The sequence below is a fragment of the Paractinoplanes polyasparticus genome, assembly GCF_019710575.1.
Classification (GTDB): domain Bacteria; phylum Actinomycetota; class Actinomycetes; order Mycobacteriales; family Micromonosporaceae; genus Actinoplanes; species Actinoplanes polyasparticus.
The window spans coordinates 53,687-68,428 of sequence record NZ_JAHWFK010000052.1 but is presented as its reverse complement, the minus strand read 5'-3'; the positions used below and the strand labels follow the sequence as shown (position 1 = coordinate 68,428).

At 69.7% G+C, this 14,742-nt stretch carries 15 protein-coding genes and 1 riboswitch; of the genes, 11 read left to right on the top strand and 4 right to left on the bottom strand.

Features of this window, described 5'->3' with window-relative positions:
* Positions 1 to 33: 33 nt before the first annotated feature.
* The 6 genes from KXC43_RS41085 to KXC43_RS41060 all read left to right on the top strand — a co-directional run bounded on the left by KXC43_RS41085 (position 34) and on the right by KXC43_RS41060 (position 4,012).
* Positions 34 to 1,278: a PP2C family protein-serine/threonine phosphatase gene (locus KXC43_RS41085; RefSeq protein WP_221381674.1), complete on the top strand. Its 1,245-nt coding sequence runs from the start codon at positions 34 to 36 to the stop codon at positions 1,276 to 1,278.
* Positions 1,275 to 1,616, top strand: a complete 342-nt coding sequence (locus KXC43_RS41080) for an STAS domain-containing protein (protein WP_221381673.1) — start codon at positions 1,275 to 1,277, stop codon at positions 1,614 to 1,616. The genes KXC43_RS41085 and KXC43_RS41080 overlap by 4 nt, the downstream gene beginning before the upstream one ends.
* Positions 1,617 to 1,783: 167 nt before the next feature.
* Positions 1,784 to 1,929, top strand: a riboswitch (cyclic di-AMP (ydaO/yuaA leader).
* A gap of 2 nt (positions 1,930 to 1,931) precedes the next feature.
* Positions 1,932 to 2,516: a LysM peptidoglycan-binding domain-containing protein gene (locus KXC43_RS41075; RefSeq protein ID WP_221381672.1), complete on the top strand. Its 585-nt coding sequence runs from the start codon at positions 1,932 to 1,934 to the stop codon at positions 2,514 to 2,516.
* A gap of 369 nt (positions 2,517 to 2,885) precedes the next feature.
* On the top strand, positions 2,886 to 3,263 hold the full coding sequence (locus KXC43_RS41070; protein WP_221381671.1) for a hypothetical protein: 378 nt from the start codon (positions 2,886 to 2,888) through the stop codon (positions 3,261 to 3,263).
* Positions 3,260 to 3,700: a hypothetical protein gene (locus KXC43_RS41065; RefSeq protein ID WP_221381670.1), complete on the top strand. Its 441-nt coding sequence runs from the start codon at positions 3,260 to 3,262 to the stop codon at positions 3,698 to 3,700. Before KXC43_RS41070 ends, KXC43_RS41065 begins: the two co-directional genes overlap by 4 nt.
* A gap of 90 nt (positions 3,701 to 3,790) precedes the next feature.
* A complete protein-coding gene (locus KXC43_RS41060) occupies positions 3,791 to 4,012 on the top strand; it encodes a hypothetical protein (protein WP_221381669.1) in 222 nt (73 codons plus the stop codon).
* 37 nt (positions 4,013 to 4,049) lie between these two features.
* Here the strand turns inward: KXC43_RS41060 and KXC43_RS52460 are convergent, their stop codons facing one another.
* Positions 4,050 to 5,474 carry a WGR domain-containing protein gene (locus tag KXC43_RS52460; protein ID WP_221381668.1) on the bottom strand — a complete coding sequence of 475 codons (1,425 nt, stop codon included), beginning with the start codon at positions 5,472 to 5,474 and terminating at the stop codon, positions 4,050 to 4,052.
* Positions 5,475 to 5,610: 136 nt separating this feature from the next.
* Between KXC43_RS52460 and KXC43_RS41050 the strand changes: the two genes are divergently transcribed.
* Entirely contained in the window at positions 5,611 to 7,200 is a 1,590-nt protein-coding gene (locus tag KXC43_RS41050; protein WP_255645697.1) for an RICIN domain-containing protein, read from the top strand.
* A 28-nt stretch (positions 7,201 to 7,228) separates the two neighbouring features.
* The gene (locus KXC43_RS41045; protein ID WP_221381666.1) at positions 7,229 to 7,618 is read left to right on the top strand and encodes a DoxX family protein; all 390 of its coding nucleotides are present in this window, start codon (positions 7,229 to 7,231) and stop codon (positions 7,616 to 7,618) included.
* A gap of 253 nt (positions 7,619 to 7,871) precedes the next feature.
* Here KXC43_RS41045 and KXC43_RS41040 read toward each other — a convergent pair whose 3' ends face one another.
* Entirely contained in the window at positions 7,872 to 8,027 is a 156-nt protein-coding gene (locus KXC43_RS41040) for a hypothetical protein (RefSeq protein WP_221381665.1), read from the bottom strand.
* A 112-nt stretch (positions 8,028 to 8,139) separates the two neighbouring features.
* Here KXC43_RS41040 and KXC43_RS41035 point away from each other — a divergent pair, with 112 nt between their 5' ends.
* The 3 genes from KXC43_RS41035 to KXC43_RS41025 are packed head-to-tail and all read left to right on the top strand — an operon-like array spanning position 8,140 to position 13,116.
* Positions 8,140 to 9,774 carry a DUF4331 domain-containing protein gene (locus KXC43_RS41035; RefSeq protein ID WP_221381664.1) on the top strand — a complete coding sequence of 545 codons (1,635 nt, stop codon included), beginning with the start codon at positions 8,140 to 8,142 and terminating at the stop codon, positions 9,772 to 9,774.
* A gap of 1 nt (position 9,775) precedes the next feature.
* Positions 9,776 to 11,074, top strand: coding sequence for a tetratricopeptide repeat protein (locus tag KXC43_RS41030; protein WP_221381663.1), 1,299 nt, complete (start codon positions 9,776 to 9,778; stop codon positions 11,072 to 11,074).
* Positions 11,071 to 13,116, top strand: a complete 2,046-nt coding sequence (locus KXC43_RS41025; protein ID WP_221381723.1) for a hypothetical protein — start codon at positions 11,071 to 11,073, stop codon at positions 13,114 to 13,116. The genes KXC43_RS41030 and KXC43_RS41025 overlap by 4 nt, the downstream gene beginning before the upstream one ends.
* A gap of 62 nt (positions 13,117 to 13,178) precedes the next feature.
* On the opposite strand, the gene KXC43_RS41020 is transcribed toward KXC43_RS41025, so the two are convergent.
* On the bottom strand, positions 13,179 to 13,706 hold the full coding sequence (locus KXC43_RS41020; protein WP_221381662.1) for an adenylyl-sulfate kinase: 528 nt from the start codon (positions 13,704 to 13,706) through the stop codon (positions 13,179 to 13,181).
* Positions 13,707 to 13,717: 11 nt separating this feature from the next.
* Positions 13,718 to 14,581, bottom strand: a complete 864-nt coding sequence (locus KXC43_RS41015; protein ID WP_221381661.1) for a sulfotransferase domain-containing protein — start codon at positions 14,579 to 14,581, stop codon at positions 13,718 to 13,720.
* Between the last annotated feature and the right edge of the window lie 161 nt (positions 14,582 to 14,742).

Sequence of the window (14,742 nt, the reverse complement as noted above, 5' to 3'; positions counted from 1 at the left end):
CAGGCCGGTGCGCGCGGGCCTAAGCTGAGTGCCATGGATCAAGCGACCGAGCTGCGATGGTACGAGGCGCTGCAGCAGATCTTGGCGGGCTCCCACCGGTGGCGTCCCGACGAGATCGCTCCCGCCCTCGACGTGGTGATGGCGCGGCTCGGGGTGCGCACCCGCATCTGGGTGGTCAACTACGAGCAGACGGCGTTGACCCCCCTGTCGCAGCCGGGTCCGGCGCCCGATGTCCTGCCGATCGACGGCACCCTGCCGGGCCGGGTGTTCACCCGGGTCCGCTCGGCTCCGACCGGCGACGGGCCCGGCTACCGCTGGTGGACCCCGATGGTCGACGGCACCGACCGCCTCGGCGTGATCGAGTTTGTCGGCGGTGACGCCGCCGTGGCCCGTGAAGAGGGCTTCCCGGAGCGCTGTGAAATGGTCGCCGGGCTGGTCGGACACCTGATGAACAGCACCAAGCAACGCGGCGACCACCTGGAACGGGCCCGCCGGTCCCAGCCGATGTCGACCGCCGCCGAGCTGCTGTGGGCGTCGCTGCCGCCGCTGACGGCCAGCTTCGACCGGGCCGTGATCAGCACCGTCCTGCAGCCCTGCTACGACGTGGGCGGGGACGGATTCGACTACGCCGTCGACGACGGTGTCATGTGGCTGGCGGTGCTGGACGCGGCGGGCCGTGGTCTGGAGGCCGGCCTGACGTGCACGGTCGCGCTGGCCGCGCTCCGGGCAGCCCGGCGGGCCGGCGGGGGACTGATCGATCAGGCGCGGGCGGTCGACACCGCGCTGACCGGGCAGTTCCGCGACAGCCGTTTCGCCACCGCCGTACTGGCCGAACTGCACCTGGACACCGGCCGGCTGCGCTACCTCAACGCCGGGCACCCGGCCCCGGTCGTGCTGCGCGGCGGGCACGCGGTGCTCGAGCTCAAGGCCGGTCGCCGCCTGCCGCTGGGCTTGCCCGATGCGGCGGCCGAAGTGGCCGAGGAGGCGTTCGAGCCGGACGACCGGCTGCTGCTCTACACCGACGGCGTGACCGAGGCGCGAACGGCCGGCGGCGAACGGTTCGGCCTGCCGCGCACGATCGACCTGGTGGAACGCAACGCGGCGGCCGGGCTGCCCGCGCCCGAGGCGGTGCGCCGGCTGGCCCTGGCGGTCATCGAGCACCAGGGCGGGCCGCCCGCCGACGACGCCACCCTCATGCTGGTCGAGTGGTCGGCGGCCGCTTCGTTGAATACTCTGCCGACGGCAACGCAGCCGGACGAGATCGAGGAACCAGCATGACCGAACAGCTGACGGTGACCGTCGGTAAGGCCAACGGCCGGGACACCGTGCTGACCGTGAGCGGTGAACTCGACCGTGACGTCACTCACGTGCTCGAGGAAGCCGGCGAGGCCGCCCTGGCGTCCGGCGTCGAACGACTGGTGCTCGACCTGCGTGGCCTGACGTTCTGCGACTCGAGCGGCCTGCGCATCTTCGTCCAGCTGCACCGCCTGGCCGAGGACCGGGGCATCTCGCTGCGGCTGGCCGAGCTGCACCCGCCGGTTTCGACCGTGGTCGAGGTGGTCAACCTCGACCGGATGCTGGCCCTGTACCCGACGGTCGAGGCCGCACTGGCCTGACCTGCTGGTTCACAACGGCCCGGGTTGTCCGCGGGGACTCTTCCGGATCTGAGAGCCTTTTCACCTTCCGCCCTTCGGGCTTGGCCGTACGGGCCCGGGCGTGGATACCGTCGGCCGGTCCGCGAACGTGGACGCCCCGGGCGGAACGCCGAATCCCTGCCGCCGCCCCGAGGGAAACGAACCCAGGCATGGAGCGGGGGAACCACACGTTCCTCGGCGCGCTGACGCGCGCCTCGGGGTGAAGCCGCCACGTGCGGCCGGGCACCTCAGCCCGAACCCGACAGCTCACCTCGCAGGCGTGGAGGTAGCTCTCTCATGGCATTTGCACAGAAGACCCGTGTCGCGCTCGGACTGGCGGCCGCGGGTGTCGCCGGCGCGGTCAGCCTGCTCGGCCCGGCCTCCCCGGCCCAGGCCGCAGTGAACTGGGACGCGATCGCCAAGTGCGAGTCCGGTGGCAACTGGAGCATCAACACCGGCAACGGCTACTACGGTGGCCTGCAGTTCAGCCGCAGCACGTGGAAGGCGTACGGCGGCACGAAGTACGCCTCGACCGCGAACAAGGCCACCAAGGCCGAGCAGATCAGAATCGCCGAGAAGGTGCTGAAGGGCCAGGGCATCGGCGCCTGGCCGACCTGCGGCAAGAAGGCCGGCGCAGCCAAGCCGGCAGCCGCCAAGAAGTCGACCGCCGCGAAGAAGTCGGCGACCGCCAAGAAGGCGGCGGCCAAGAAGTCGACGGTCAAGGCCACAGGCAAGCACTACGTCGTCCGCTCCGGCGACACCCTGGCCAAGATCGCCGCGAAGAACCACATCAAGGGCGGCTGGAAGACCCTTTACCAGCTGAACAAGTCGATTCTGGACAGCCCTAACAGGATCTTCCCGGGTCAGCGTCTGGCGCTCTGACCCACCCGGCTCCGGCCCGGCCCGCGGCCGGGCCGGAGCCCGGACCGGTGATCTACTTGTGAATGGTGCACCCGGCCCGCCTGCACCGGTGACCGAGGCAGGGTGGCTGAGGGCCGCAGGTGCTGTCCACGATGGTCGCCGTCCGTCCGGCCCAGCACAGATCAGCATTTGATGTGGACGCGGGGACGGTGGTGGGCCGATGGAGGCGTCCGGGCCGGACAGACGTCTGCCGGCTGGCCCTACGCCCCGAGTGCCCGTCGGCTCCGGGAGGCGACCGACGGGCCAGGCGCCTGAGGTCTGGGGAGACGTGCCTCCCGGAACCCGGTCTTCACCGGTCGGCGTGCGCTGCTCGAACAGCTGGAGACGAGGTTGCGGACGCAGAACGTGGCCGCCGTGCTTCCGCAGGCGCTGCCCGGCGAGGGTGGGGTCTGCAAGTCCCGGATAGCCATCGAATACGCCTATCGGCATCGCAACAAGTACGACGTCATCTGGTGGGTTCCGGCGGAGCGCCCGGCGGGGATCCTGGCGTCGCTGATCGAACTCGGCGACCGGCTCGACCTCGACGTGGGCAACGAGGTCATTTCCGCTGTGCCCAAGGTCCGAGATGCCTTGCGCGCCGGAATTCCGTACGGAAATTGGCTTCTGGTCTTCGACAACGCGGAGAACCCGGAGACTGTACGCGACTATTCCCCGGAGGAAGGCTCCGGCAAGGTCCTGATCACCTCCGTAACCAGGAGTGGAGCGTGATCGCGGAATCGCTCGAGGTGGGCGTCTTCACCCGGGCCGAAAGCGTCCGCCTGCTGCAGCGCCGGAACCCGACCCTGCCTCAGCCCGACGCGGATCGGCTCGCCGGAGCGCTCGGGGACCTGCCACTGGCGATCGAACATGCCTCAGCCTGGCTGCACGCGACCGACATGGCGGTCAATGACTACCTCGATCTGATCAGGGAGAAGCAAGCCCGGCTGGCCGATCTCGATCTGGCGCCGGGCTGTGAGATACCGGTCGCGGCGGCGGCGAACGTCGCCCTGGACCGGCTGGCCGTGGAGACCCGGCGGCCCTGCAACTCCTGCAGGTCTGCTCATTCTTCGCGCCGGAGCCGATCGGTCGCGACCTGTTCGAAGGCGTCCGGGCCGCCACGGGGGCGCCGGAACTGGACGAGGCCTTCAGGAATCCGAGCCGGCTGAATCAGGCGATCCGCGACATCCAGCGATACGTGCTGGCTCGGGTCGACCATCGCGGCAACAGCCTACGCATTGGACACAGCAGTCCTCGACTTGTGCCGCGAGCAGATCGGCCGTGAGCACCCTTCGACCCTGGCGTGCTCCCTCAACGTCTCGTTCGATCTGACAGCGATCGGCCGGGCAGCCGACGGCGTGGCGCTGTTCAACGAGACCGTCGAGGCCTATGGCCGCGTGCTCGGTACCGACCACGCGGCCATCCATGCTGCCCACGCCGGGGCCCGCGCCAACTGCGACATCGATCCGATGCAGTTCTGAGGACCGGCCCCGGCGCGCGCCTCGCTCGTGACGCCGCTCAGAGCAGACGGCGGACTTCGCCGTAGGTGCGGTAGAAGCCGCCCCGGGCGGCCTCGCGCACGCCGGTCACGACGTAGCGGCTGCCGCGTTCCCGGATGCCCTTGGGGAACTGGACCTGCCAGTCCTGGTGGTAGCCGGACGAGACCACGCGGATGCGGAGGCGGCCGCCCTCTTCGACGCACTCGACGACCACGCCGCCGGCGACGTCGTGGACGACCTCGACCGTTGTGGACGGCACGACGGCCGGCATGCGGGGCGGGGCCTTCACGTCGACCGGCTCGGGGATCGTGCCTGCCACGGCGGCCTGGATGGCGGCCTCGCTCGCGTCGATGCAGGACAGCGATCCGTCGGTGGTGACGATGTAGAGGCGCTCGTCGTGGTATTGCATCGAGTAGGCCGAGCCGCAACCGGTGGACAGCTTCCACAGCCGGGTGCCCGAGGTGTCGAAGCAGTAGATCGAGGAGCTGCTGTCGCCGGCGAAGACGTAGCGACCGTCCTCGGCGGTGGCGCAGGAGAAGACGGGGGCGTCACACTCGTACGTCCGGCGGTGGACACCGTTCTTGCCGAGCTGGACGACCTGGCGCCGCCCGGTGCCGGCGTAGAGCGAGTCGCCCTCCTGCCAGCCGAACAGCACGTTGCTGGTTCGCGTGTTCCACAGCTCCTGCCCGGTGCGCCAGTCGTAGCTGGTGACGCCCTTGGAGTGGCCGTGGTGCACGGCCCGGGTGTCGCAGCGGACCATCCAGGCGCTGGAGCCGTGGCCCTGGCGGCGCCAGAGGAATTCGTCCTCGTGGTCGATGGCGGCGATGCCGCCGCCGGAGTCGGAGACCCCGAGCACGCCGTCGTGGATGTCGAGCCAGTAGATGTCGATGTCGGCGGCGATGCGGTAGGCCAGCCGGGGCACCTTGCCGGAGAGGTCGTAGACGTTGCCGTCGTCGCACCCCGCGTAGATCCAGTCGTCGTCGGCGACCAGGCACTTCACGCCGTCGGGCAGGCGGAACTGCTGGAGCACCTCCGCACCGTGGCTCAGCGTGGTGATCAGGCCGCTCTCGTTGCCGACCATGCACACGTCGTCGTCGACGAAGATGCCGAAGGCCGGGCTGCCCGACTTGTAGCGCCACAGCATGGGCGCGCGGGTGGTGGCCGTGGAACGGGTGCTGACGATCTCGCGGCGCGAGACGGCGCGGCGTTGCCGCACGCCCGGCACGGCGGGCGCGTAGCCCTTGCGTACCTTCTCGCCGATCTTTTTCGCCGCCTCGGACGCGGCCTTGTCGGGTGTGGTGTAGGAGGACTGCTTGACCTGGCCGCGGTCGCCGATGCGTCCGTAGCGGACGGTCAGGTCGGCGCCGTCGACCGTCACCTCATAGAACTTGTGCGCGCTCCCGGAGTCTTCGGAGAGCTCGAGGTACGTCGTGTCAGCCGGCATCCGTGCCACCTTTCGCAGTCTTGGCGCAGAAGGTAGCGGAGCCCTACGACATTTTCGCCGGGGCGGGTTGACACCACCGGGCACCGGTCCCAAACTCATGGACGTCTATCTATGTGAACGCTAACAGAGGATGATCATGCCCCGACCACGATGGATCGCCGCCCTGGCCGTCTCCGTGCTGGCCACGACGGGTGCGCTCGTCGGCCTCGCCCGGGCCGAGGCGGCTACGGTCAACACGTCCGCCTGGTACGTGCTGGTCAACCGCAACAGCGGCAAGGCGATGGACGTTTACGACCTGGCCACGAACGCCGGCGCGGGCATCGCCCAGTTCACCCGCAACGACGGCAACTGGCAGCAGTGGCAGTTCGTGGACGCCGGCAGCGGTTACTACAAAATCAAGAGCCGGCACAGCGGCCTGGTGCTCGAACTGCCGAATGTCAACGACGGCACCCAGCTCATTCAGAACACCGACAACGGCACGAACCGGCAGCAGTTCACGCTGCGCGATTCGGCCGGCGGATACGTGCGCCTGCTCAATCGCCACAGCGGCAAGGCTCTGGACGTCTGGGAATGGTCCACGGCCGACGGCGGCATCGTGTCGCAGTTCGCCGACGCCGACGGCGAGAATCAGCAGTGGCAGATGGTTCAGGTCGGCAGCGGAAGCAGCAGCGGCTGCGGTTCGGGAACGTTCCAGTCGGAGGTGACCGTCAGCGGAAGCACGTGGACGGCCCGCAACGCCTCGGGCGGCAGCGTCTACAGCGGCACGGATTTCCGCGCGGCAGTGCAGGCGGGCATCGGCAGCCTCACGTCCGGACGTACGTCGATTCAGCGGGTTGTGGTGCGGGGCAACGGATCCATGAGCGCCGGCTCGCGCATCTCGCTCGCCTCGTACACGTCCCTGTCGGTCTGCGGCACCATCAATGTGACCGGGTCGGGCAGCGGTGACTACGCGCCCGTCTACGCCCGCGGTGTCAGCAACATCGAGGTGCCGTACCTGAATGTGAGTGGCGCGCCCCTCTACGGAATCTTCCTGCGCAACGTCAGCAACGTGTGGCTGGGCCAGATCGACATGCGGCTCGGCGGCGGCCTCGGCGTGCGCATCGACAATCGCGGCAACACCGCCGAGTGGACCAGAAACGTCAGGATCGACAGCGTGTACGTCTCGGGAGCCTCGTCGCACGCGGTCGAGACGTACGGCGTCGACGGCATCACCATCGGCACGGTGACCGCCCGCAACGTCGGCGAATCGGGTCTGCTGCTCAACCAGACCATCAACGCCACGGTCGGCACGGTCGACGCCGAGAACGCCGGTTCCGGTACGGGCTACGCCGCCTTCCGGATGGCCAACCGCAACGGCCGGATCGGCAGCGCGTACCCGAACAACATCCGCGTCGGAACGGTGAAGGCCCGAGGCGGCGGCCGCGGCATCTTCTGCGTCTCGGAGAGCGGCGGCGCCACCATCGACCGCGTCGACATCGCCAACACCGGCAACAATTCCGTGCTCGTCGAGAACTGCTACAACGTCGTGATCGCCGGCGTCTCGGGCACGATCAGCGGCGGGGGAGAGGTCCGCATCGCGGCACGCAGCGAGTTCCCGCCCTCGTCCGGCATCCGCTTGCAGAATCTGTCGGTCTCCAACACGAACATCACGTGGAGCCCGTGCCAGGGAAGCAACAACACCATCAGCAACGTGACCCGCACCAATTCGACCCTCACCTGGTGTTGATCGGGTCCGGACGGGGAACGTCCCCGGCATGAGCCGATTGTCACGAGCACTCGGGCAGGCGGCCCTCGGCGGTGTGCTGATCACCGCCGGGGCCGGCCACCTGACCACGAAGCGCCGGGAATTCCAGGCCCAGGTTCCGTCCTGGTTCCCGGCCGACCCCGACAAGGTGGTCGTCGTCTCCGGCGTCGCCGAACTGGCGCTGGGCGCGGCGCTGCTGGCGACGTGGCGTCAGCCGGCCCGCTCGCTGCTCGGCCGGGCCGCGGCCGCGTTCTTCGTGGGCGTCTTCCCCGGCAACATCGCCCAGTTCCTCGAACGCAAGGACGGCTTCGGCCTCGACACGGACGCCAAACGCGCGGTACGCCTGCTCGGTCAGCCCGCCCTCGTGGCCTGGGCCCTGTCGGCCACGCGCCGGCCCTAGGGTCTGTTTCGCAGCGGGGCCGGGGCTGCGGCGAGGCCCAGATCCGCCTGGCGACGTCCCGCGAAAACCCGGTTCCAACACCGGGAGCCGGGCTTCCGCGGGCCACCACCAGACGAGATCTGGACCGCGCCTCACTCCCACCCCCGCTGCGAAACAGACCCTAGACTGCGAACGCCATGGAGACGTGGCGCCGAGCCGGCGCGGTGGGTTCAAGGAATTCTTCATCGCGGGCGCGCAGCACTGTGACAGCGGCTTACGCCGTGGCCTGACCGCTCTTATCCGTGTTGCCGGCTCCGGCAGTCGCGGTGACCATCTGCGCGACCTCGTCACCCCTTGAGGTAGCGGCGACAATATCTGCGGTTTCACCGAAGCCAGGCAGTGCCGTCGCATGGTCGTTGAGGGAAACCATGTCCGACACCGTAGTCGTTCGGCCAGTTCTTGCCCGGAACGTGCCAATCCTCGGCATGGACCCAACCACGGATTGAGCCGGTGCGAAGTCCTCCCGACAAAGGGGAGGACCAATGATCCGCAAACCTGTAGCGGCGGCCGGCGCCGCGGTGATCGCCGTGGCGCTGGCCGGGCTCGGACCCGCGACCTCGGTGGCCTCGAGCCACCGGGAAGCGCCGCTCATCGCCAGTGATCCGGCCGCGGACAACACGGACGTGTACGCGTTCGTCAGCCCGGAGCGGCCGGGCTACGTCACGATGATCGCGAACTGGACCCCGTTCGAGGAGCCGGACGGCGGCCCGAACTTCTATCCGTTCGCCAGCGACGCGGCGTACCGCATCAATGTGGACAGTGACGGCGACGCCAAGCCCGACGCCGTCTTCCGGTGGACGTTCAAGAACGTCGACAAGCGTGGCAACAGCACGTTCCTCTACAACAACGGCCCGGTCACCTCGCTGGACGACGAGAACCTGCTGTTCCGGCAGACGTACACGCTCGAGTCGTCGTTCGACGGCAAGCCGTTCAGGACGCGGGTCAGCGACGCCCCGGTGGCGCCGTCCCGGATCGGCGCGGCCTCGATGCCCGACTACCAGAAGCTGCGCGACCAGTCGACGATCCAGCTCGACGGCGGCTGGAAGCTGTTCGCCGGGCAGGCCGACGACCCGTTCTTCCTCGACCTGCGGGTCTTCGACCTGCTGTACGGCGGGGATCTGAGCGAGACCGGGCAGGACACCCTGGCCGGGTACAACGTGAACAGCATCGCGATCCAGGTGCCGTTCAAGGACGTGGCGCTGGGTGGGGACGCCCAGCGCAATCCGAACATCGGCATCTGGAGCACGACCGAGCGCAGCCGCTCGCGCGTCTCGGACGGCCCCAGCCGGGGCGACCGGGTGCAGGTCTCGCGGCTCGGCAACCCGCTCGTCAACGAGGTCGTGGTGCCGGCCGGGCTGAAGGACGCGTTCAACTCGATCACGCCCGACCAGGACGCCGGCATCCCGGCCGTGGTCAAGCGGGTCACCGACCCGGAACTGCCGAAACGGATCGAGAAAATCTACAACGTGAAGGCGCCGGCCACGCCCCGCAACGACCTCGTCGAGATCTTCCTGACCGGCATCACGACCAAGGCCGGCGGACCGATCAAGGCCGACCTGAACTCGCAGCTCAACAACAAGGACGTCGACCCGGCCCGGTTCCGGCCGTCGGAGATGCTGCGGCTCAACCTGACGGTGCCGGTGGCCGAGGACCCCGATCGGCTCGGCGTGCTCGCGGGTGACCTCCAGGGCTTCCCGAACGGGCGACGGCTGACCGACGACGTGCTCGACATCTCGGTGCAGGCGGTCGAGGGCGCCGCCCAGACCGGCAAGCTGATCGACGCGCTGGCGGCGGGGGACAAGGTGGACGCCAACGACAACGCCTTCGGCGAGACCTTCCCGTACGTGGCTCTGCCCAACCAGGGCGCCGTCAATTCCGGCCGGGACAAGGCCGCGGCACCGGCCGGCGCCACCCAGGAACCGACGGCAGCCGGACAGACCGGATCACCGGATCTGGAGCCGGCGTCGGCCGACAGCATGCTGCCCAACGGCTCCGCGGTCATCTTCGGCGCCGGCGGCGTGGGCGCGCTGCTCATCATGCTCACCGCCTGGTGGCTGATGAAACGGCGCCGCCCGTCCCCGATGACCTCCAGCAACGAACCCACGATCCGGTTCTGAGATGAACCGTCCGACAAGGGCCGCCCTGACCGTCACGGTCGCCGCGCTCGCCCTGTTCACTGTCGGCGCCGTGTTCGGGCTGCGCGATCAGCCGCAGCCCGGGCCGCGGGCCCTGACGGTGACCCCGGCCGACCAACCGGCCCGCACCATCGAGCGCGCCCAGCAACGCCTGCGCGCGCTGCCCGGCGACTACCGCACCTGGGCCGAGCTGGGCCTGGCGTACGTGGAACAGGCTCGCGTCAGCGCCGACCCCAGCCGCTACCCCCTCGCCGAGACCGCCTTGCGCCGCTCCCTCGCCGTCCGGGACAACCCCGACGCGCTCACCGGCCTCGGCGCCCTGGCCAACGCCCGCCACGACTTCAGTGCAGCCCGCACCTTCGCGCGGCGGGCGCTGCGGTCCAACGCCTTCGACGCGTACGCCTACGGTGTGCTCGCCGACGCCGAGACCCAGCTCGGCAACGCCGAGGCGGCGACCACCGCCGTGCAGCGGATGCTCGATCTGCGGCCCGGCCTGGCCGCGTACGCCCGCGGCTCCTACGACCTGGAGCAGCGCGGCCGCCTGACCGAGGCGGAAGACCTGATGCGCCGCGCCCTCGACGCCGCGACCGACCCCGCAGACCGCGCCTTCTGCCGCCACCAACTGGGCGACCTGGCCTGGTTCCGCGGCGACCTGACCCGGGCCACGGCCGAGTACGCGGCCGGACTCGCCGCCGACCCGGCCTATCAGCCCCTGCTGCGCGGCCGAGCCCGCATCTCGGCGGCAACAGGCCAGATGGAGGCCGCCGTCACCGACGCCGCCACGGTCGCCGCGCGCACCCCCACACCCGACACCCTTCTCGAGTACGCCGAATACCTGCGCCTCGCGGGCCGCAACACCGACGCCGACCGCCAACTGCATCTGGCCGGCGCCGCCCACCAGATCTTCGTAGCCAACGGCGGCCGCGACGACCTCACCGCCGCACTGCTGGCCCTGGCCCGCGGCGACAGGACAGTAGCCGTGACCGCGGCCCAGACCGAGTGGAGGCGCCGCCCGTTCGCCGAGGTGGCCGACGTGCTCGCCCGTTCCCTGCACGCAGCCAGCCGCGACGACGAAGCCCTGCCGTACGCCCGCAAGGCGGTTGCCCTCAGCCCGCACAATGCCGCCTACACCTTCCACGAGGCCCAGATCGCGCTGGCCCGGGGCGACCGCTCCACCGCCCGAGCTCTGCTGACGAAGACCCGGGACCTCAACCCCTACTTCTCACCCACCGACGGCCCTACCGCCACCCGCGCCCTGGCCGACCTGGAGGCCCAGCCGTGAGACGACTGATCATGGTGGCCGCGCTCGCGGTCGCCGGCTTCGCGGCGCTGCCCGCGGGACCGGCCGCCGCCCACCCGCTCGGCAACTTCTCGGTCAACCGGTCGGCCACACTGTCCGTCCACCCCGACCGCATCGACGCCTTCGCCGTGGCCGACCTGGCGGAGTTGCCCACCCTCCAGGACACGCCGGCGTCCTGCGACGAGGTCGCGGCCGCGCTCAGCGTGACGGTCGGCGGCGAGAATCTGCGCTGGGCGATCCGCGACACGTCTCTGACGTACGCCGCCGGCGCCGGCGGCCTGAAGACCAGCCGCCTCGAGTGCCGGCTTTCCGCATCGGCCAAGATGACCGACCAGACGCGCGTCGACATCGCCTACAGTTTCCGCGACGACCGCATCGGCTGGCGCGAGCTGGTGGCCACCGGTTCCGGCGTACGCCTGGAAGACTCCCCGCTCCCGGCGAAGAGCCCGACGAACGAGTTGCGTTCCTACCCGTCCGATCCGCTGGCGTCCCCCGCCGACGTGCGATCCGCGTCCTTCACGGCGGCTCCCGCCTCCGGCACTGCCCCCGCAGCTCAGACGGCCGGGACGTCGATCGACCGCCGGTCCGGCCTGCTGGCCGGCTTCGGACAAGAGCTCGACAACCTGGTCGGCGGCACCCGGCTGACCCCGCTGGTCGGCCTGCTGGCCGTGCTGCTGTCGCTGCTGCTCGGCGCAGCCCACGCCGCCCTGCCCGGCCACGGCAAGACCGTGATGGCCGCCTACCTGGCCGGCAGCGAGGGCCGCCCCCGCGACGCCGTCCTGGTGGGCGCCACCGTGACCTTCACCCACACGGCCGGCGTGATCGCCCTGGGCCTGTTCCTGACCGCGGTGTCGGGCGTGGCCGGCGAGACGGTGCTCGGCTGGCTCGGCCTGACCAGCGGCCTGTTGGTAGCCACAGTCGGCATCGGAGCCCTGGTCTCATCCCTCCTCCGCCGAACCCCAACCCGCTACGCCCCGCCCCACCACACCCACGACACCACGCCCACCCGCGATGGTGCGCACGTTGAGCGGTTCGCTCACGATCACGCACATGTCGAGCCATCCGTTCGCGGTCACGCCGACGTCGAGTCGCTAGGTCACGGTCGCGCACATGTTGAGTCGCTCGCTCACGATCGCGCACACGCCGAGCTGGCCACCCACGATCACGCCTACGCCGGGCCGCCCGTCCGTACTCAAGCGGGGCCGCCCACCCACGAGCAGGCCCACGCCGAGCCTCGTGCCCGCGAGCACGCGCCTAGCGCTGAGCCCACCGGCCAGCTAGCGGTTGGACCGGGGCGCAGCCAGGAAGGCGGTGATGTGGGGACGCTCGTCCGCTGGCGCGACGCTGTGTCCGGCCGCGAGCTGGCACATCTTGTGGCCGCCCGCGAAGAGATGACAGCCGTGCGCGGCAACGGTTTGCGTGGCGACGTGCGAGCCGCACACTCTCATTCGCACGGCGGCGTGTCAGAGCGCGACGCCGTCGCGGCACACGATCACGCGCCTGGTGTTGTGCCGTTGCAAGATCGTTCACCCGGCACCGTGATCGAGCACGATGAAGCGCACGCCCGCGGCGACGGCGACGGCGACGGCCACGCTCACGACCATGTCCTCGATCAAGCTCACGACTACGGACACGGCGATGACCACGGCCACGGCCACAGCGACGGCCACGGCCACGGGGACGGCTACGGCTACGGGCATGGGCATGGGCCGGGGAAGTGGGGGCTGGCGGGGTTGGGTGTTGCCGGTGGGCTCGTGCCCAGTCCGTCGGCGTTGGTTGTTCTGCTGGGGGCGGCGGCCCTCGGCCGGACGGTGTTCGGGGTTCTGCTCGTGTTCGCCTACGGTGTCGGCATGGCTGCCACGCTGACCGCGGCCGGTCTGCTGCTCGTCCGGCTCCGGCACCGCATCGATCGGCGCTGGGGTTTCGCGGCGCGCTGGCGGGCCGTTGCGCCCTCGGTCACCGCGGCGCTCATCATCGTCGTGGGTGTGGGGCTCGCCGGTCGCGCTCTGACGTCGGTCTCTTGAGCCTGTGCGTCGGCGACGAGCCGGTCTGACCGGGGCACGTGGGATGCCTTGGACGGCGTCGCCTAGGGGACGTCGAGAATCTGCATGATCGCGGACGCTATCTGGTCCGCCTTGAGGCTTTCGGAGTTGAAGACACGGGTGGCGGGGATCGCCGGCAGCAGCTTGCGGAAGCGGCTGTGCGCGGCGTGGTGGAAGTCAGGGTCGCGGGACAGGACACGACCCGGGTCGGACTGTGCGCGGGGGAGCGTCACCGAAACCGGGGCGTCGATGACGATCCACAGCACGGGCGTGCCGTCGGGAAGCGTTTCTGTCAGCGCGGCCTGTTCCTCGGACGAGTAGATCGGGCCGACCACGACGATGTCATCGACGGCCGAGCGCATCCATCGGCCGACCAGCGCGCCGTGTGCCTCGTGGGCGGCGAACCACAGGCCCGTCGCGGCCGCGCCCGGGGCACCGACCATTGCCGCCACGTCGTCGACATCGGCTACGACTACGGTTCGGCCGCGCTCGGTGAGGCTTCGGGCCAGTTCGTCGGCAACGGTGTTCTTACCGGCCGCGATCGGGCCGGTGAGGACGACGAGTCGGGGCACGCCGGGTGTCGTTACTTGTCTTGGTAGGTCGGGTAGCCCGCGCGTTCGACCAGGTTGCCGGTGGCCTTGGTGAACGCCTCGTAGATGTCGTCGTCGAAATGGTTCTGCCAGTCGCCGGCCTGGCCCTTGCGGTAGTGCGAGACCGTGGCGGTGCCCTGACGGCTGTTCATCTTGGCGAAGCTGTATTTGTCGAGCGTCTGCGCCAGCTCGGCCGGGGGCAGGTGGATGCCGCAGTGTTTCAGCAACTGTGCCATCTCTTCGGCCTGGTTCTCGCCGGTCAGGTCCTCGTAGCGGACCAGTCGGACCTCGGGCGTCGGCGGCGCGTCGATCCACGAGCGCAGCACGTTGAACCGGCCCTTCTTGGCCAGGTCGTCGATGAGCCAGAGCATGCCCTCTTTGCGCGGCTTGTCGAGCAGCACCCGGCGCTGTTCGAGCACGTCGCCCATGGGGCCGTGGGAGTTGCGGGTCGAGAAGTAGCTGGAGACCAGCATGTCGCGCGGGTCGCGCATCACGAAGAAAGCGCGATATTTCTCCGGTTTCGACATTTTGTCGAAGCGCGCACGCGGAATGAACATGGACAGGCCGATGCGGCCGCGCGGGACGACGTGGGGGTGCTTCCAGCCGTAGAAGCGCGGGTCGTACGTCAGCAGGCCGCTGTGGCGGTAGACGACCGGGTCGCTGAAGATCGCCTTGATCCACTGGCTGGCGGTCTTGCGGATCGCGCAGTGGTAGACGTTCTGGATCTCGCTGTGCGTGGTGACGGGCACGGTGAGCCGCAGCCGGGCGTTGTAGGCCTCGAGCATGGTGCGGCGCGCCAGCACCCGCACCTGCTCCGGCGCGTTCTGCTTGGCATACATGACGGCACTGTTGAACATCGTCCGAGCCCGTGTCCTTTGCGTACGAAATCGCGGGAGACGCCTATCGAAAAAGCGCGCAAAATATGACCTTGCGCGCTCGTGTGTGCCCGGACTTTACAACAAACTCGATCAAGTTGGTGAGATTGGGTCCTGAGAGTCTGCTGTGTAAACGACGTGAT